This window comes from Pseudomonas tremae, from assembly GCF_001401155.1.
Lineage (GTDB): Bacteria > Pseudomonadota > Gammaproteobacteria > Pseudomonadales > Pseudomonadaceae > Aquipseudomonas > Aquipseudomonas tremae.
The window spans coordinates 1-18,786 of sequence record NZ_LJRO01000185.1; the positions used below are offsets into that span (position 1 = coordinate 1).

Here is an 18,786-nt window from a genome sequence, read left to right on the forward strand (position 1 = left end):
GGCGGCCTCTTTTTCGCCCAGATCACAAGCTCGGCGGACACATCTGACCCGGCGATAAATCAGATCGATACTAGGTACATTTATGGAGCTGGGTGGGCTGAGAGGACTCATGCCCCTTTCGCGTCCCCCTAGGCCGCGCTTACTAAATAGGCGTTCGGCATAAGCCTCGATATCGAGCCAACTGGGGATCCTTGTCCATAAAGGCATTCATCGCTCCTGCGTTCGGGGGGAGAATTTGGAAAGCTAAACTTTGTGCCATGTTATGTCAAAAGTGATTTCAAGGGATCCAAACCTTTAAGGTAGCGGCAGTCGAAAGGCACGTGCCAGAAGATTACCGCTTCCCTGTGGTTCAGGCAGTGCGATGCAGAGTCAGGATACTCACGTCGGACGTCTAAAAATTTACCTGCTAGATGACTTCGCCAGACGCATACGCTACAAAGGCGCTTTCACCGATCAATCTTCCCGCTGTTTTAGAAAACCGACTTTTTCAACAGAATCGGCTATTAGCAGACGTTTGTAGGGAACACGGATGCGCCGGATTCAGCCTGGTTGCCCGCTCAATCCTTACCAGCTCTCTGCATCAGGGTTGACCGTCGCACCTTTTTCACCCGTGCGGGAAGCTATGGGATTGCCTGAAACTCGCCTTTGGCAAACCAGTTGCTCTCCTTGATTCTAGCCAGTGCCGCTGCAGGGTCGGACGACCAGAGCACAAGGGCAAGCGACTCCTGCGCGCGGCTGCAGGTTACGTAAAGCAGCCGCAAGGTGCGGTCGATAGTCGTCTCTTTGCCCAGTTCTACGTTCTCTTTGTCCCGCTTGCTAAGCTCCACACCACCAAAAATCTTGTCGTAGGAAATAAGAAACCCACCTGCAAGGGCGTCATCCATCACAACCATGACGTGTATAAACTCGGAACCCTTGACCACCTGATGCGTTGCGAGAACTGAATCCCCTGCGAGGTAAGTTCGGTACAGTCTGAGTTGCTTCCAGGGTGCGGCGAACAGCGCACACCACCCGCGACGCATCCTGGCCTGTTTGGATTCCTCCTCACCTCGACCCGGTGCCGGAAGATGTGGCGACTTGTCGGCATAAGCTTCCGAGAGGCGATGATCGATTTCAAACAAATTTGCGCCCAAGACCGGTGCGAGCACTTCCGCAACAGTTGACTTCGGATTGGCGCAGGCGGTGGCAAATGCTGTGATGGCCTTCAGCATCTCCTCCACGCGACTCGCTCGCGCGGCACACTCCTCCGGCATATTGTCGAGGCTTCCATACCGACGAAATACCTCTGTGGCCTTGAACTCGTTCACTGCACCGTTGATACCTACGCACGCCTCTAATTGAGCAAGCTCGTTGAGGAGAACCTGTACGGCAGAAGGCCCCTTGTTATCACCACTGCCAGAAGGCGCTGCGGCGTCAGGATCTAGCAGGACCATTGCCTCATATACATCGAGAAACGAGCCGCGAGTGGCAACGAGCTTGTGCTCCAGCGCGAGCAATTGGTATTGACCTTGATTCCAGGCGGCTGCCCCAGTAGCTTCGTGCATCCGATCTGAGCACCAACCTTCGCCGAGCACTTTGTCCTCAGGAGAACGCGAGGTATCCCCCACGAAGAGCCGAACCACGCCTCCGGCCTTTTCAGTTCTAGGATACTGCTCCACACCGTTTGTAGGTTGCGTCCGACCTTCAAGCTCAGCTTCCCAGACTTTGTTAATGAGCGTGACGATTCGGCGCTGGCTGCGATGGTTCATCTGCAACTCTGGCGTTGCCCAGTTCTGCGGGACAAGACTTGGAAGATCGGCGTGCCCGTGCGCATAAATGCGTTGTCGGTGATCACCGAGCAGCCCAAGAGTCAAGTCGCTCACCCCCTGCTCTGCAAGCCCCATCAAGGCGTTCAGCATGCCTTTCATTGTGTCCTGCGACTCATCAATGAGAACTATGGGGTGACGATCTTTGAGAATGGTTTGGAGCGTAGGTTTATTTCGGAGTAGCCACGCTGTCGCGTCGAGGACGTAGTTGTGTGCAAGCGCGCCAGGGCCGTACGTGTTGCGATCGGGATGGTAGATGAACACATCGGTCGCTCTGAAGGCCTCGATATCATCCTTGATTTCGTCAAGATCTCTCTGTTTAGCTGGCGTGATGCCTTTCGGCTTCGCTTGCGCCTCGGCGGTCTCTTTCGCGAGTTGAGCTTCTTTAACGGCAATAAGGGCCTCTCGAATGTCATCGTTGAACCCGTTGATGAGTTCCCAGCAAAACGAGTGGATCGTCGATACGCTGACTAAGTCGTTGTCGCCGAGGCGTCCGTTGATGACCGAGACGGCATTCTTGGTGTATGTCACCACCCTAATCGAACGCCCGTACATTCGCAGACGTCGTGCTAACTGCTCGCCTTTATCGTGCTCAATGACGCCGGTAAGCCGCCGAAGAACTTCAACCAGAGTACGCGTTTTACCGGAACCGGCACCCGCAAAAAGGAAATAGCTACGCGGTGGCTCTTCAGTGAGATAGCCGCAGATTTCCTCAACTACGCCGGCATCGCGGTCGTTGTCGCCAAGGATCGGCACCGCGGTCATGACATCAATTCCGGGTTGGGATCCAGCTGTGTTTGAAGCCATTCCAAGGCATCCGCAATGTACTTAGGACAGGCAATTGGTTCGTCCGTCGCGACCATCTCAAAGATGCTTGCGGCGAAGTCTCCTTTTTTGAACGAGCCGTGCATGAGTTTGTGCAGAGCTGCGAGCAAGTCCGAAATATTTCCATGGTGGGCAACCCGTCGAGCTACGGAGCCAAGCGTGCCTTTTGGCGGCTTTGTTTTGTTGCCATCATCGTCGACCTTCTCATCCATAAGGCCTTTGAACCAAGGAATGTTCTTGAGAATAAGAGAGTCCTCAAAGGTGCTAGGCCAATGGTCACCCGCTTCAGCCACGGGCAGTTGCCAAGCGAAACGCACTAGGCATTCAGCGACTTCTTTCCAAACAAGTTGTACCTCTGCCGGGTTCTTGAAATCTTCGAGCTGTTGCAGTTTAGGGTGCCATCCGCGCAGAGTCGGATTCCCGCATTGCAGCCCGGCTTGGCCAGTATTAGCGACTGCAACTAGAGTGGTGGTCGGCTCACCATCCTTAGTTGGCTTGCCAGCTCTCTCTTCAACGGGGTCGACGTCGGTGATGATGACCGTGGGAATACGAAGCTTTTCCACGAGCGGCTTAAGCCGATGAGCGTGACTACCGCCAATGTCCAGGAAGGACAGATAGCGGCTGTTGAGCATTTTGAAATCTCGTTCGATGAAAAGCGGTACCAGCATGCGCTCAGCAACGCCTTCAACGAAAATTGCAGCGTTGGCAAACAAAAGGTCAGTATGCTGAACGCGGAAATACCGCTCTGCGAATTGACGGGTCTTTTTGTCATCACCGAAAATTTGCCCAAGATTGACCACCTCGGTGGTCGGCATGAGATTTTCCGCGCTCTTCGCTATGCGACGGACGTACCGTAATCGGTCAAAACTCTCCGCATGCGCGAGATGGCTGGAATGAGTACTAATAATTAACTGGCTTTTAAGCCCTGATGCGTCTTTGTCGTTCGGGCTGATCAGCTTGTGGGCTTTATCTGGGAAGATGCGCTGCACTTGGACATGGAGATGCGCCTCAGGCTCCTCAATCAATACCAGATGAACGGGTACCGGGGCGCCCTTTTCAGGCTTGAGTCGGGCGGCTTTGAAAGAAACCAGTTGATAGCTGAGCGATTGGAGATTTTGGTATCCGAGCCCAATGGAGTATTCGGGAAGAAGCTCTTCCAGTGAGTCCTTCTGCATGCTGTATTGAACAGCGGTCCCGTGGTCGAGCAAATCAGCTGTCTGTATGCGCGTGCGGAAGCGAATCTCTTGGGGATCGTGCAACCCTGGATACCCGAGCTCTTTAACCTCTTCCACCGACGGAGCGATCGCCTCGTGAATCTTCTTGTCCAGCGCCTGCTGCGCCTCAGCGACCGCCTTAATAAGATCTGCGCGATGCCCATGACCTGTTGTAGCAACATTTAGATGCTGTCGAGCAAACTTGAGAAGTTGATTGGAGAACATACCGACACGGTGGGGACCAGAAGCAGACCGAGAATCAGCTTCCTCACTGCCAAGACCCCGCTGCGCGGCAACGAAGTCAGCGCGAATCAGTTTCTGTAAATTTTTGCGCTCAATTGGACTGGAGTCTGCCGGCAGAGTCTGAGTCGCATAGGTCTGTAGCCCTTCCAGAGGGTTGTTATCGGCATCCAGTTTGTATGCACGGACTTGACCCAACTTGTGCGGCTCGCGCAACCAAAAGTCGAGGAGGTCAATGGGCCAGGCAAGCGAATCCGCACCCATATCCTTCACCGGCAGTCGCGCCGTGTGATATGCCCAAGCCAACTGCTTCAACTCGTCAGCGCTTGCAGCGGGCTCCAAACGCAACCGTAACCCAACGGCTCCGCCTTTCCAGCTGAACTTGGAGAGAAACGGGGCGACATAGTGGAACATGCCAGCCTCCGCATCGAACCAGAGGTCCAACGTCGGCATAGCCGAGTGGATGATTCCGAGCTGCTGCATCCATTGCTCTTCGGACCCGGTCACTGTCGACGGGTCTTCCTCTAGCACCTCCCAAGATTTACCAAGCGCTCGTAACTTTGGCCACTGCGAGAGACTGATATCGAAAGCACCAAATGGAGAGCCATCTGAAAGGAAGTGGCGTAGCGCTGCAAGAACCGATGTTTTGCCGCTATTGTTGGCACCGACAAGAATAGTAGTCTTCTTGTCGACATCGAGTTGGACCTTACCAAGTCGACGGAACTGACAAATTTCTACGAATCGAAGTGTGATGTTTCCGGCTATCGGCGTGGTGACGAGCGCTTCTGGCATTGTGGTTCCTCTCAATCCATGGGGGGGCGCCAATTCAAAATAGTATATCTAATCGTCCGCTTTTGGCCGATTCTGTTGAAAAGTTCGGTTTTCTAAAACAGCGGGAAGATTGATCGGTGAACGGTATCCGCGTCACAAGCCCCACCTAGCAAAAAATGAGGATCTGGTTTACCGAGGCATCTCTGGCGAGTAGTTCCACGGCAACAAGGCTTCGTAATCTTCTACCGAGGCAGCATGCGGCAAACGCTCAAGTACGTGGCGCAGCCACGTATAAGGCTCTTGGCCGTTGAGTTTGGCAGTCTCGACCAGGCTGTAGATCTGGGCGCTGGCCTTGGCGCCTTTGGGCGTGTCGCTGAACAGCCAGGCTTTTCGCCCGATGGCGAACGGTCGGATCTCCCGTTCGGCAGCGTTGTTGTCGATGGGTAAAAAACCAGCCTCGATATAACGCTCTATCCGGCTCCAGTTGTGGGCCAGATAATTTACCGCTTTGCCCAAGGCACTTTGCAACGTGACCTGCGGCTGCGTTTTTTCCATCCATGCTTTCAGCTCCGCCAACTCAGGCAGGCTCTTTTCCTGACGGCCGATGTAACGCTGCTCATCGCTGTCACCCTTGTCAAACTACCCAATGTATTGACATCCTATTGCAGCCTTAGGCCAAGGGCAGAAATCGGCCAAAATTGGCCGCTCGGCGTCATCCCTCGTGCGCACGTTTTTACTCCCCCCGGCCAATGCGTACTGGCCAAGAAGCATTCCACATCGACTTCTTGGCGAAACCTAGCTGCATGCGCTGTTATCTCAAAGCTTTCTCGACCCTCGAGGATCCAACAAAATTATATTTGACGCAGGCAACTGCCGCTCAAGCTCAGCGATACGATCATACAGTTCAATGATTTTCACATCTGCTTCGCTCAATAAACTTGCGAGTTGGTCACGCTGCCGGGCAACTTGCTCAATCCGATCACGCAGGGCGCGAGTTTTCTGGCGGGCGAGAATATTTATCTTGTTTAACGAAGGAGGTCGCTCCTCCGTATGTTGCTCCACGTAGGTTTTTATCTCTGCGATGAGACTTGGGAAACGAGATTTCTTAAGCGCCGACGGATCGCTCCCGGCCTCTTTGGCCACGTTGTTTTGAGTGACCGGTGTCCCCTTCGGTAGAAGCTGTGGCCTATTGAGCTTCAGGCGCTCAAAAGCATCACGATACTGATCAGCTGCGCTGCGGCGGGCAGGGAGTTCAACGTCCATTTGCGCTCCCTACGACACGACGAAAGCTCTCTACGCTTCGCTGTTGGGCCATCAACGATTCCATTAGCGGACTCCCATCCTGAGCAGTAGCAAGCCGCTCTTTGAGTACATGTTCAAGATCATCTACCGCACCCAGTCGCTCTGAGTCATACAGCACATCAGAGCAAGGTTTTGCATCCGCTGAATCACCGCCCCCGCAATGGGCAATGTTGTCAATTCCGCCGTACGGACAAGGCTCACGACTCGAACAAACACCAAGAATGATCGGGCGACAGGCGACCGCGCCTTTCTTTGCCAAACCAATCATCTTCTTCGCATCCTCTGGCGAAATCAACCGAACGATCTCAGCCTTTCGTTTCTGTCCATGGGGACTGACAAAGCGCTCACTCGTAAGCTGCTGTAACTCTTTTCCAAGCGTCTCGTACATTGTGCGAACGTACAGAGTGTGAGCCTTCTCCTCTAGACGAAGCTGCGAGTGATTTTGTCCGTAGTAAAGGCTCATTGATCGAGTGACGTGCTTGAGCTGGTACTGAAGCGAAGCATCACTTACGAGCCCGGAAGCTTGCATGTTTACCGCACCAGTTCTACGCAACTGATGCCACGCCAACGGCCATACAGTTCCTACGTCATACTCCTTCGGCAGTGTAGGGGTAGCTAACCGAGCCAATTTCAAATCCTCAGTCGTGATACGCAAACGTTCTACGTCGAAGAGCTTCCCGTACCGCATCAAAAGGTCGGCATATGGCGGAATGCTCGGTCTCCGTGAGTGATTACCTTTATTGCGCAATGAGCTCCAAGGCTCGTAAGAAAAATCGGTCAAATAACGCCCGGCGATAACTCTCGCGGCATCCTGAGGTGCGTGTAGTGAGCGAAACAGAGAGATGACCTCCATCGCCTTCACGGCGACCGCCACAGATGGTGATGTGATCCACAGGGCGTCACTATCAGAGAGCGTTTTTGTCGTCTGCCCATGCAACAAAAAAATGTCGCCGAAGCTCTTGTCGCGCTCGATGTCGAGGCATCCGGCTCGAAGATTCCATGCTTCCTCAACCCGCATGAGGCTGAAGTTTAGGATGTAAGCTAATCCTGCGCCGGTGACCAGTTTCAGATAGCTAGACAGTGCTCTTACTCGCAAGTCGCCGCCTCGCCCCACCCAACGTTCAAGTAGCTCAAAGACGCCGAAGCGTTTCGCGGTATCCGCAAACGCACCGAGAAGACGAAGCCCCGTTTTAGTGCCTGACAACTGCATGTTATGGCCGCAAAAAGGCGGAGCATTTACGCACGCCGTTCTATCCGAAACCCTCTGGTTATGTTCGTAAGCAGCGAAGCAGAACCGGTAACAAGCTTCAACCTGTTCTCGATGGGATAGGAAGTCATCAAGGCACTCCCGGAGCCTATTAATTTGATAGCGCCAAATGCGTGGAGGAATGTAAGGTGTTTGAGCTGTATGGTGAGTTGGGAAAAGCGCAGCCAGACGGGTTAGCGAGCCTGGATCCAACAACGTAAACCCTACGGCATTTCTGGACGCGTAAAGCTCATGCATTAACGAAAGAAATTCGGTTTTTCTTGAGGTACGAAGAAAGGCAGGGATCCGTTGGCATACGCGTGGAAAATGGCCTAATTCGCTGGCAATTATTCCTTCCTCTTCGCAAAGCACAAATAGGCGCCGCATCTGGTCGAAACGTGTTTTAAGGGAGCTGGCACCTCGAGCACCATACGGCCCGTACAACCACCAGCCTATGATAATACGGAGCAGGTTAGCGTTAGCCGAGCTAATGGGCGTTGCTGTTTTGGTAGCTGGGCCATCCCCAAAATTCAGCGTCAGCGCCCGCTTGGCCCATGGATCAAGCCTCCAAACTGGATCGCCCCAACGGCTTATTACTTTGCCTAGTGCATCAATTACGACCGGCCAATCAGGTGGCGGAGGCCAGCTCTCTGGGCGGTAATTCGATGCCCCAGGAACGGCGAGAGGCGACTCGATAGAAAGCCCTAACGTCGTGAGCATATTCATAGGTAAGCCTCCCCTGTAACTTCCGCAAGCCGAATAAATCCGTCCCAAGCTGGGTGATAGTCCTCCTCGGCTATGCGTGCCAGTGCCTCATCTACCCAAAGCCGACGCACTTCGCTACTTTCCTGAAAGAACCGTAACTTTGCACTCAGACGCTCTACCGCAAGCATAGCCGGATGGTCAGCCTCGTCAGATCTATCCGTGCACGCTGGGCGATATCTAACTAGCTCCAAGCACTTGAGCACTCGCAAACTGCTCAGAGACCAGACGTGATCCTCACTTTCAATATCCCGATGATTGACACAGAAAAGGCAACCCGCTGCGTTAATACAATCGGGATCAGGAGCATTAATCGGAGCATCCACGACCGATTCTGGTATCGGCGCCACACAAGTACCTGGAGCAGGTGAGCAAACGACGGGATCTGCTTGCCGATGAAATCGAGTGATTTCAATCATCGCAATTTGCGGATTGGGCTCGGCGTACACACGGATCAAAGTTTCAGCAGTGTGCTGTGCGATTTCCGCCACCAGGTCGGGGCGTTGCGATTCACGTAACAGCCAATTAATACGCGCGCCCCGGAGCTTACGAGGTCGAACGAATCGAACACTGGAATCGGCGCAGACGCGCGCAATAGCCGTGAACTGGGGAGCCGTTAAAACGAGACGTCCCCCAGGGCGGACGAGAGGGAAAAGAAGTCCCTCTAGATCGTCTGGAAACCAGATGTTTCGCCACTCAATGTAGCGTTCGAACCACAGCTTATAGCTTGAGAAAACGTCAAACAGCACTTCACCCTGACGGCGATTTTTGTAAGACCTCACTTGGTAACCATCAAGATGACTCGTGTAATGGTATTGGTCAATTCGAAGCTGATGCGCCTGGGATAAATTCATGCCGGTTTGTGCGATGAACATAAGCAACTCGGCTTCGATTCGTAGATTCACCGCTGGGTATCGAGTCTCGATTGAAACGTCAGCGTTCCGAAGTTCGCGGTTTCGAAGGATGTCCGCAATCTGGAATTTGGTTTGAGGTCGAGTCCGTCGTGACGCTTCCTTCTCTGTATCGCGCAAGCGGCACCAGATAGGCAGCGTCGAACCCGACCGCAATTCCACGTGAATGGGAAGCGGCCCCGTCACAGCTTCATAGGTAAGGGACGTACAGAGGTCGGCAATGAATTGCCCGAATAAAAAGCTCTCTTCTAAGCTTTGCTTACCAGTACTCCCATTACCTGCCCTTCCGTTGCCTCTTGGTTTGCGAATTCGGGTGCTGTACAGAAGCGTCGAGCTTCGACCCAGAACTCGGTCGAGCATTGTCGCGGTTAAACTTGCCGTGTCGTATAACGATCCGGCGGTTAGATATTCTTCCACGCGGTGACGCTGTAGCAGATGCTCAGCCCACCCCAGGTATGCTTCTGCGACCGAATCAACACTCAACGGACGCCCGCATTGATCCACCCACTGAAAAAACTTCCTCAACGCACCGATCTTGTTATTCGCCGAAAAGCGGCTTCCTCCGCCGGCAAGGTCATCGGTCAAACAATCATGGAGCCCCTTCACAAGCGCTACCCGCTCCAGCAAGGGATCACCCAGAGCGCCTGATGTGATTTCACTGCGTACAGTCTTCATTTTTGCCTTAGCACCACCGCTGTATAAAAGTGGTGCCATATCCCAGGGCGTCTCATTTTTCGCGTACTCAAGCATTGGAAACGTTAGGTCTGAAAACGTCAGATTATTCATCGCTTGCTCCCTGCATCGAAGCAATCCCTGTAAACGCAGCCATGAAGCTGTTCGCAATGGCCTGCTTAGCGGGTGCGGCCTGCACAAACCTGATGTATTTGAAGGTGGTGGCCTCCGAGTTTCGACCGTGAAGCAATGCATTGCTTACCATCGCAATCACTATCGCCACATCAGTGCAATTTGCTAAAGCGCACCTAGCTAGCTCAGTTCCGAAGGTGCACCTGGATTGGTGGAAGCGAAACTTCCTGAGCGCTTTGATGCCCGACGCGATGCCTAATTTTCTAAGCGATGACATCTCAACGTTTACGGCCGAAGACTGATCACTGTTGCGACGTCCGAAAGGGTTTCCGAAACGCGTCAGGAACACTAGGTCTTGATGCTCACCAGCAGCAGATGCCTCGCGAGTCAACCTGCGAAGACCCTTGGCGTACTCCAGGACTTCTGAACACAACGCTTCGGGAATCCATACCTGGCCAGTTACTCCAAATTTGGTATGCACGGGCGGGGACGCACCTGGCCCTACCGAGATCCGAAGCAGACCTCTAGCAGACGGATCAGGTAGGGCTCGCTCCAACGTATCGATACGAAGGTCACAGATCGTTCCCAGTCGCATACCCGTAAAGAAACCTAGAGCCAACATCAGATAAAGCTCGGGTGAGGCGTTCTGTTTAACGAAATCAAGAATGGCGTCTCGATCAACCGCAGACACAGGAAGTAGCCCACCTTCCAAAATGCCCCCAATGCGTTTTCGATTTGGAATACCCAGATCGGTGGTGGTGCCAGCTAGCGTTCGCTCGAAGCCGACCTGATCAAAGTATTTGATGAGATAGCGCTTGTCTTTCCACAGCGGCAATAGCGAGTTTAGAAGGCCACGCCTCCTAACCCACCGGTAGAAACCGATGCAGTTACGCATGTACTCGGAAGCCGTGGCAGGGCTGATATGACCGGTATCACGAGCCTTGATAAGCGCCCCACGGTACTGAACAAGACAGCGATCAGCCTTTCGAGACGGGAACTCAAACCACTGAAGCCTGCGACTCTCCAAAAATTTCGCGTAGTTCAAAAGCCCGTTCAGGTTGCTAGAAACGGTCTTAAGGATTGCCTCACCATTGGTGACTCTCTCCATAGCCCAGAGGTTCGCCTCTCTCCAGGGCAAGCCGTCCTCCCAGAAGATTTGTGGTAGCCCTTCGATTACTACGCGGGAGCTATTCGACGAGTAGGTAACCAAGCGGTCTTTGACAGAAAGGTCATGCGGACTGAAATGAATATGTTCAACGGTAGCCAAGGGATATCTCTGTAAGAGCAAGCGTCAATGTCCATGGGCGCCCTATCTAGCTTTGGGCGTCCACAGTATGCAACTTATTCTTATCGATGCTGTATACCTCGACGGCAGGGACCATGGATTCAATGATGGCCATCACGCGCTGGCTTATGTCGCCGTAGAGTGCAAAATTACTGCTGAACGACTGGATTCCGTGTCGACGCAAAACATCCTTGATCTGGAAATAAGGCGCGCCCATTTTCACGTAGGGTTTTGCATCGTAGCTGCGGGCAATAACGCAGCCATCGTTATTGCTGAGCACCACAATAGGCACCTTGGCCAAGTCAGGTCGGAAAACGCGCTCACAGCTGGCGTAGAACGAATTGCAATCGACCAGGCCAAAGACCGGCGCTGGCTTGTTACTCAAAGCTTGTGACGCCATGTCGCACAACGCCCCATATCGACAGCTCTTCACCTTCCAGGATATGCCGAGGCGGATAGGCGGGGTTGAACCCGCACGAATCACAATCTATCGCATACAGGTAAGCGCCTTCTCTGCGACATGGGCAGTGCTGGACGGGCGCTGGGTTGAGAACATACCCAACCCAAGCTGGACACTTCCTTTAATGAAAGCCTATGGCGTGAGGGGGCCGGTGCCTTAGCACCCCGTCTTGTACGAGAAAAGCCACTGCTTCAGCGTCCGCTGGTGCTTGTACGAACTGAGCAAACCGCTCCGTACGCTCGTAGCAGACCTGGTTAAAGGCTATTCGACGGCGTTCGGCCATCCCTGCTAGCAATCCCCTACTGGGAGCGACCAGCTCTGTCCACAGCCGCAAGCGCAAGTCATTGCCAGCAGCCTGGGGAAGAATTGCCCCAGTCGCGGTGTAGTTGAACGCAAGGCGCAGATAGTAAGGTGCTCGGAGAACTTCTCGCACACCACCGTCCCTAGTCGTAATGTCTTCAAGAGCCGTTCCGGTCACTGCCGAAGATATCTCAGCATCTGTCAGCAAAGGGACGTCGACAACTTGGTACGAGAAATCGGCGAGGAAGATGGAGTAGAGAGCGTTGAGAGCATAGGAGCGGGTCGTCACGCACAACCTCACTCCTTTGTGCTGGCGAACAAGCGCCAGCAGCTCTTCAAGCGCACCCGGGCTCCTGGCTTCGAGCACTTTTTCCAGCGAGTCGATGACGACAGTTGGTGTGCCGCAGCGCAATAGACCCTCCATGCTGAGCACAGCATCCGGCATGCTACTAAGTGACTGAACTGCGGCTAGGCTTGGCTGGTTGAGCTCGTCGGCTCGAAAGAAGAACAGCGGGCCAGACTCATGAAGGAGTGGTGCGAGTTCTGCGATGACTGCTGACTTACCCGCACCAGGGCCGCCTGTGACTATGACGAGCTGTCGCTCATCGAAGCCCGACAGCACTTGGGCAACGCACTGGCCGCGGGGAATGTGGGTGCCGTTCGGAAGCTTCGTTGAGATGAGCGAGAGCTGATGTCTAGCCCGATCTCTGAATTGCTCGGCAATGCTGCCAAGGCCACCTCGACGAGTGAGGCGGCTGACAGCTTCTTGGATGCCAACTTGCGCAGTCGTTTTCCAAGTCTCAGGTGTAATAGTACCGACACTGATGCCTTGTTCTAAGACATAGGAAAACAGCCCGTTCCATACCTGCTCGCCGGAATCTCCAGGCTGGTTTGAAGCCAATAGGGCTTGAACCAGACTTAGCTCTTGCGAGCCCTCGGTTCCGAGGTCATGTATGTCGACACGTAGCCGTAGCAATAGGTCGAAGACAAGCTCGTCGGAGTACTTGTCGGCTAGCGTGTTCCTTGAGACCTCCTTGAAGGCACTCCACGTACGCTTGTGCTGTGCGTCAAAAAGCTTGGAATCGAGCTTTTGGAGGAAGTCGGCCAAGTTCAGTGAAGATCGAGATAACTCACAGAGCCGTTTGGCTGCTTGGTTGGCGGGTGTCGCTGGTGCCACGGTAGCAAGGATCAGAACATCACATGCTCGATCAAAAGGGCTGCCTTCTACTCTTAGATAGTCGCGCCAAGCCCCCTGCAAACCATCAATGAAGTCTTCGTCGCTAGCTGTAGCATTAAGGCCGCGCTTGCACTGGATGAGCTGAAGTCGGGACCGCCCACTGTGATTAACCTGGCAATAGATATCGTCGGTGTGAGCGCCTGTGTAACGTGCCTCAAAGCGAAGGGTCTCTACCCGGGTGCCGTGCAGCCCAAAGGCACTCGGCACCCCTGTTAGCATGTTTGCGAGATACAAGGCGCCAACTCGCGCTTGGAATACCCCGCCGCCGCCGCCAGTAGCAATGGTGCTAATGAGCTGGGTGCCCTGAAGGGGCGCACGTTTCGGTTTTTTTTCTTTGCTCATCCGTAAATACCTTCGCCGCTCCTCGGCACATCCGTATTAAGCATAAAGGTTCTGTAACCGTCACTGCTAAAATGTCTACTCTGTGTGCCCGGCAGGTATTGGCTCCAGACCTTAGCAAGGTCCGCTTCTGGCCGCTCTCTGCCAATCATGGTTACCAAGCGTGCTGGTCAAGTCGAATGCAAGCGGGTGTTCAAGTGGAGTGCAATTTCGCAATTAACACCCTTTGCGGCGACCGACAGCGGCGGTATCGCATCAGTGAACATTCTTGCCTCCTTGTCGGCGCAGATAAGAAATCGTCTGATAGTTTGCGCGAAAAAGTCGTTCATGAAAGCCACCACCCCGCATCAGCTCCTCGCGATGTTCGACTGCAAATCCTAGCCTAGCTAATTCAATATCGTCACCGTGAGCCACAGCCCGATTGGCGGATCTCATCAGCGCGTTAGCTTGCTGTAGCCGCAAAATGTCAAACCGAAAACCCGGCGCTGCGATAAGATGAACAGTTTCCATGACCAACCTCCATATTCCTACGATTTAACACAATAACTCAGTTATTTACTGAACCTTACGATTGCCGCTTTCAGCTCAGCAAGGAGTTCGGCATATTCTTTTGAATGCCTGCCGCCATCTTCCTTGAACAGATGTTTTTGCAAACCACCCAGACGTCCCCAACTCGTTGAGGATGTGGGCATCGACTTTGCTTTGAGTACGCCGGCCTAAAGCCGCTGCAAGCATGAACTACCCAGTGCTTTTTCCGCAGTCATAGGCTTTCTCGCGAACAACCGCTTCTTCATGCCCAAAACACCTAATAGATGGTAACCATTTGGTTCGACGCTGTTGGTCGTTAATGCTCATAGGCGGGTACTGCGCTGTGTGTCGTTCCTAGAGCTTTCGGCCAGCTCAGCGAGGAGCTCAGGCCGCAATACCAAATCTTCCCTGTAGGTGGCGCAGCGGGTGAACTCTTTGACTTTCCTTGTAGATTTCCACTGCCTCCACAATCTCCACAGATTCCAGCGGTTACCGTCCTTCATCGTCTGTACCCTCTCTGCGGACTACTGAACCGTACAACCAAGATGGTTAGCCTAGCGTTAAGGTACGGGACCGCCTATCGCACTAGCGTAGTCTAAGCAGTTGCGTTGTGGCGATCAAAGCAAGCTCGCAAATGAGCAAAAGGGGTCTCGGGGCGCAGCCCTGAGCAGGGAGGTAGGCATCGCAAGGGAGTGAAACGACTGCAGCGAAGCCGGTTGTACGTACACCATTTATGGCGGGAGTACAAACCCTACCCTGTCCCACGTCCAAACGCGTGTTTAGTAACAATCTTGGGTTGATCTGAAAACGACTATTCTGAGAACCAGTAGGGGATCAGATCGGCAACATAAACAGGACAAATCGATAAACGATTAGAGAGGTGACCGGCAAAATAGTCGGGTGAACCATCATCGTTGGCGGGGTAGACGTTCCGGGAGAAAGAGCCGAGTTAAAAAAAAGATGCTAATAGGAAGATTGGAATAACGCCAAGTGAACTTTTAGCAGCGGCATTTTGATTTGCGATCCTGACAAACGGGGATGTCGTAATTAAGGAGTACGTATGGCAAGGAAGACGCAAATTTTTGGCAACGGTCTCGGGATGGCTCTGGACCATCGACATTTCTCGTTAGAGCGCGCGCTTGAGGACGTGTGGAACCATCCGCAGCACCTATCGGCTGATGCGGTGGTCGCGTACGCAGGTCTGACTTCGGGCTGAATACTTATGGGACAACGCCAAGTCGGCAACAGGGTCAATTCTGCATCAGCGATAGCACACTGATCGTGTACGTCGCAGAAGCTGAGCGAGCAAAGGAAGGGTTGCGAATTCTGTTGCGTCTGTGGGTGTTCTATAGATTGCCCAGTCACGATCGTTAAACTGATAGGCAAATCAATCAAAAGGAGACGTTTCGTGAAGTTTGAGAATATCTCACCCGGCCCCTTAGTCGGCGCTGATGCTTACAAGGTCGGCCCTCGGGTCGGCATGGCCGTACTGGCAATTTTTGTGTTTTATGGATTGCAGATCGGCGTGTTTTTCGCCGTTGGTAAGGAAAGCTGGAACACCATGTGGATGTTGGGTGCGCACGGCGTTACCGCTGTCGCGTTGTTCTTGCTTGCGCTGATTCAGTTGCGCAACAGGGGGGGAGCACGCGCTCTGGTCGGTCATAACGTATTGCCAGCACTGAAGATCTTCTTAACGGCGGTGCTCGCCGCCTATCTAGTGTGCGCAGGGCTTGATATCGCGTTTGGGTTTGGTCGCGAGAATTTCATGGTGCAGCTCTTCGTCGGAATGTCCGACGTGCAGAAAGCGCTGTGCTTGTTGATGCTCGTTTTGTTCCCACCCGTCAGTGAGGAGTTGCTGTACCGTCACTTTGTCATTGGAGTGTTCCCTCTTCATCACCGCACTTGGCAATGGGTCGCTGTCTTGTTTACTGGCGGCCTGTTCGTGGTTGCGCACTCTCAATACGATCACTGGCCAACGATCTTGCTGATTGCTGTCCTTGGCGTAATGTTCGCTATCGCACGAGTTCGAACTGGTGGGATCCTTGTGCCCGTGGCGATGCATTGCGCTGCTGAGGTCATTGGTATGAGCACTGATTGGGCGCTGGGGAAGTTGCTTTAAACCCCCACCTGGGGGCGAATTAAGAAAGGCGCTAACAGAGGTATCAGTACTTGCTCCTCAAAAGCGTGGAACCTGTATGAGAATGCAGCTGGAGCTGCGAATTGCAAGGCGCTGTTGCCACTCTGCACCCAGCTGCTCGTCGACCAGCGGATAAAGGGTATCAATCAAGGGTCGTAGCAACGCATGGCGGGCGCCTCGGCCTTAAGCACTTGTTGCGTAGCGGCTCGTAGCCCTAATTTGCTTTAGAGAGCGGCTTGTCGACTTGGGTGCTCCTTGCAAGGGATAGCGAATGGCGAGGCCAGGGAAGCAGTTCGCCTTTGAAGTGAGCAGCGCAATAAGCAAAATGAAGGCTCAGGTCATCTACTGCTTACGCCGCCATCGACTTCCATGGGGTATGGGCCTTGCATTGCAACAAAAGCGTGAGCAAGTAGGAAAATCCCGCCCAACGTCTTCCACATCCCTCACCCAGTCAGGATGGTTGCTGTGCAGTCTCATGAGCTTTGAAGCCCTGGATGATGGTTCCTGTCGAGAGTGCCAAGCGTAGATGGCTTGTGTTGGTCTCTACAAAGTCCAGGTCGCGATAGTAGCTTGCAGCCTTTTCGTCCTTGGCATCGACGATGATGAAAGCCACGCCAGTATGCTTGGAGATCGCGTACACGCGTCGGAAGAAATCGACCATTAGGCGCTTACCGACTCCTTTGCCTTGCTGGCCTTTGTCAACAGCCAGGCGGCTGAGCAATACTGCCGGCATTGGGTAGCGGGGCATTTTTTTCATCTGATCTTCGCTGAGGTCGGACGCGACGACGGAGGCGTTGGCCAGCGTGTAGTAGCCTATCAACTGGCCATCCTCAACAAGCATGAAAGTCCTGGAGACGTTACGCTTTTCGTCCTGAGTGGCCTGTTGAGCGATATAGGTATTAAGGGCAAGGTGAATACCGCAATCAAAAGCTTTGCGGTCTATCGACTTGTCGTACGGGACAGTGCTGAATTCCATTTCCTAAGCCTTAGCGCAGTGCGAGCAAGGCCTGGAGTTTGGCGTTTGGCGGAGGGGGATTGTCGAGCATCTCACGAGCGACAGCCGAGTTCATAACGGTGAGGCCTTCCAGATCCACCAAGTCAACGACCACAGCTTCTTGTTGGGTGCGCACAATACCGTCCATCAGGGCCTGCATCTGTTGCTGCAGCTCCTTGATCTCCTTCTGCATCGCTGCCATGGACGGCTTTTCGACATGCTTGACCTTTGTCCAGCCTCGAAAGCGTCGGAAAGCCTTCCCTCGCTTAACCTTGACCTCTTCGTGCTGCGAGGGGTCACCAGAAAATGCGAGCGTCACAAAGCTACCACTGCCAGCTTCCTGGAACAGGGGCTGGCCTTTTGTGGTTGGTTGAGACTTCGATTTATTGGTCATGTAAACACCTCATTTGTGCCAATACTACCACATAAAGCTTGACATCGCTTTGCCTGAGGATGGTACGAAAAGCAGGGGTCCGGACGAGCTATTAAGCTTTTTACGGGCAGACATGGGGCTTAAGTGCACTTTCTGTTCCATTATTGCCCAACCCCTCTTGTTGTCCGCATGACTATTCCCTCACCGAGCGTTAGGCGAATCACTCTCACCGCGGCAGAGTAAAGCAATGCTCTGCCTTCATGACGTTTGGTGTAAACCTCTATGTCGTACACGCCCCTGTACAAACGGAAAATGTCGGCGATATACGACTATTATCAAGAGCCGAGCACAACGTAATCCCGGCCCCGTGACCCGCTCAGAAATCAGACCTTCGATCAGCTGACAAACAGCCAGAGCACTTACAGAACTGTGAATTTCTGAGACTGGCTCCCTATGACTTCAATCTTCGTACTGGTCCCGCGCACGGTCAAGGACAGACCGCCCCAACGCGGGGCCACCGGTTACATTTGCCTCACGTATCCAAGCACCAAAGCAGCCTTGCGCTGCTTACCGTTCCCGGCCGTTCATGACTGGCCTGCCTTTTCTGCATGCAATCGCTCGATGGCATCATTCAGCGCGCGCAGGGATGTTGTGGCCAATGCTCTGCCTTTCATGACATTTGGTGTAAACCTCTACGTCGTACACTCCCCTGTACAACGGAAAATGTCGGCGATATACGACTATTATCACGGGCCAAGAACAACGTAATCCGGCTCCCTATGAGAACCTGATTTGCCACAAATTTGCCACACTCACCCCGCTAACCAAGGCGAAAACCTGCTAACCCCAGCTAACACAACCCGTTGATTTCCCAGCTAATCCCCGCTAACGTATTGATTCTAAACGTCGACTTTTAGGACTCCGAAGGCAGGGGTCGTGGGTTCGAATCCCGCCTGGTGCACCATATTTTGCATTCTGGATATGTCTTGAATTGTGGACAGTCTAGGAATACCCGGGGCCCGCCTTGTGCGGGCTTTTTTTGTTTTTTGGCTCTAGGTTTTGTACGAAAAGTATTGCCGCATACAAACAACGTAGGCTGCAGGCCAGCGTGACCATGGCTGCGTAGGTTTTGGCCAGCTTGTTGTAGCGAGTGCCGATTCGGCGGTTCTCTTTTAGCCAGCCAAACATCCGCTCAATGATGTTGCGCTCCCGATACTTTGGACGATCAAAGAGTCGGGGCAAGCCAGGCCGGG

11 protein-coding genes and 3 pseudogenes are annotated in these 18,786 nt (G+C 53.4%); 1 reads left to right on the forward strand and 13 read right to left on the reverse strand.

All coding sequences use genetic code 11. The features are described from left to right. Positions 1 to 620: 620 nt before the first annotated feature. The 10 genes and pseudogenes from ALO43_RS13145 to ALO43_RS13190 form a co-directional block, all read right to left on the reverse strand. The gene (locus ALO43_RS13145; RefSeq protein WP_053486368.1) at positions 621 to 2,570 is read right to left on the reverse strand and encodes a UvrD-helicase domain-containing protein; all 1,950 of its coding nucleotides are present in this window, start codon (positions 2,568 to 2,570) and stop codon (positions 621 to 623) included. Beyond that, the gene (locus tag ALO43_RS13150; protein WP_054997636.1) at positions 2,567 to 4,876 is read right to left on the reverse strand and encodes an AAA family ATPase; all 2,310 of its coding nucleotides are present in this window, start codon (positions 4,874 to 4,876) and stop codon (positions 2,567 to 2,569) included. Before ALO43_RS13150 ends, ALO43_RS13145 begins: the two co-directional genes overlap by 4 nt. A 168-nt stretch (positions 4,877 to 5,044) precedes the next feature. Further along, positions 5,045 to 5,488, reverse strand: a pseudogene (locus ALO43_RS13155) (IS66 family transposase); the annotation flags it as partial. Positions 5,489 to 5,671: 183 nt separating this feature from the next. Next, positions 5,672 to 6,118 carry a hypothetical protein gene (locus ALO43_RS13160; protein ID WP_054997638.1) on the reverse strand — a complete coding sequence of 149 codons (447 nt, stop codon included), beginning with the start codon at positions 6,116 to 6,118 and terminating at the stop codon, positions 5,672 to 5,674. Further along, a complete protein-coding gene (locus ALO43_RS31465) occupies positions 6,108 to 8,129 on the reverse strand; it encodes a hypothetical protein (RefSeq protein ID WP_235662543.1) in 2,022 nt (673 codons plus the stop codon). Before ALO43_RS31465 ends, ALO43_RS13160 begins: the two co-directional genes overlap by 11 nt. Next, positions 8,126 to 9,862 (reverse strand): hypothetical protein, encoded by a 1,737-nt coding sequence (locus tag ALO43_RS13170; protein ID WP_054997640.1) that lies wholly within the window; start codon positions 9,860 to 9,862, stop codon positions 8,126 to 8,128. The genes ALO43_RS31465 and ALO43_RS13170 overlap by 4 nt, the downstream gene beginning before the upstream one ends. Further along, positions 9,855 to 11,168 carry a site-specific integrase gene (locus ALO43_RS13175; protein WP_054997641.1) on the reverse strand — a complete coding sequence of 438 codons (1,314 nt, stop codon included), beginning with the start codon at positions 11,166 to 11,168 and terminating at the stop codon, positions 9,855 to 9,857. Before ALO43_RS13175 ends, ALO43_RS13170 begins: the two co-directional genes overlap by 8 nt. Before the next feature lie 58 nt (positions 11,169 to 11,226). After that, positions 11,227 to 11,565 (reverse strand): annotated as a pseudogene (locus ALO43_RS13180) (Y-family DNA polymerase); the annotation flags it as partial. Between the two features lie 181 nt (positions 11,566 to 11,746). Continuing rightward, positions 11,747 to 13,504, reverse strand: coding sequence for an NACHT domain-containing protein (locus ALO43_RS13185; protein ID WP_217999772.1), 1,758 nt, complete (start codon positions 13,502 to 13,504; stop codon positions 11,747 to 11,749). Between the two features lie 252 nt (positions 13,505 to 13,756). After that, positions 13,757 to 14,011 carry a hypothetical protein gene (locus ALO43_RS13190; RefSeq protein WP_054997643.1) on the reverse strand — a complete coding sequence of 85 codons (255 nt, stop codon included), beginning with the start codon at positions 14,009 to 14,011 and terminating at the stop codon, positions 13,757 to 13,759. A 1,426-nt stretch (positions 14,012 to 15,437) separates the two neighbouring features. On the opposite strand from ALO43_RS13190, the gene ALO43_RS13195 reads away from it, so the two are divergent. Further along, positions 15,438 to 16,148, forward strand: a complete 711-nt coding sequence (locus tag ALO43_RS13195) for a CPBP family intramembrane glutamic endopeptidase (protein WP_054997644.1) — start codon at positions 15,438 to 15,440, stop codon at positions 16,146 to 16,148. Positions 16,149 to 16,617: 469 nt separating this feature from the next. Here the strand turns inward: ALO43_RS13195 and ALO43_RS13200 are convergent, their stop codons facing one another. The 3 genes and pseudogenes from ALO43_RS13200 to ALO43_RS13210 all read right to left on the reverse strand — a co-directional run. Further along, positions 16,618 to 17,142: a GNAT family N-acetyltransferase gene (locus ALO43_RS13200; RefSeq protein WP_054997645.1), complete on the reverse strand. Its 525-nt coding sequence runs from the start codon at positions 17,140 to 17,142 to the stop codon at positions 16,618 to 16,620. 10 nt (positions 17,143 to 17,152) lie between these two features. Then, positions 17,153 to 17,554, reverse strand: coding sequence for a hypothetical protein (locus ALO43_RS13205; RefSeq protein ID WP_054997646.1), 402 nt, complete (start codon positions 17,552 to 17,554; stop codon positions 17,153 to 17,155). A 1,031-nt stretch (positions 17,555 to 18,585) separates the two neighbouring features. Continuing rightward, positions 18,586 to 18,786, reverse strand: a pseudogene (locus ALO43_RS13210) (transposase); the annotation flags it as partial.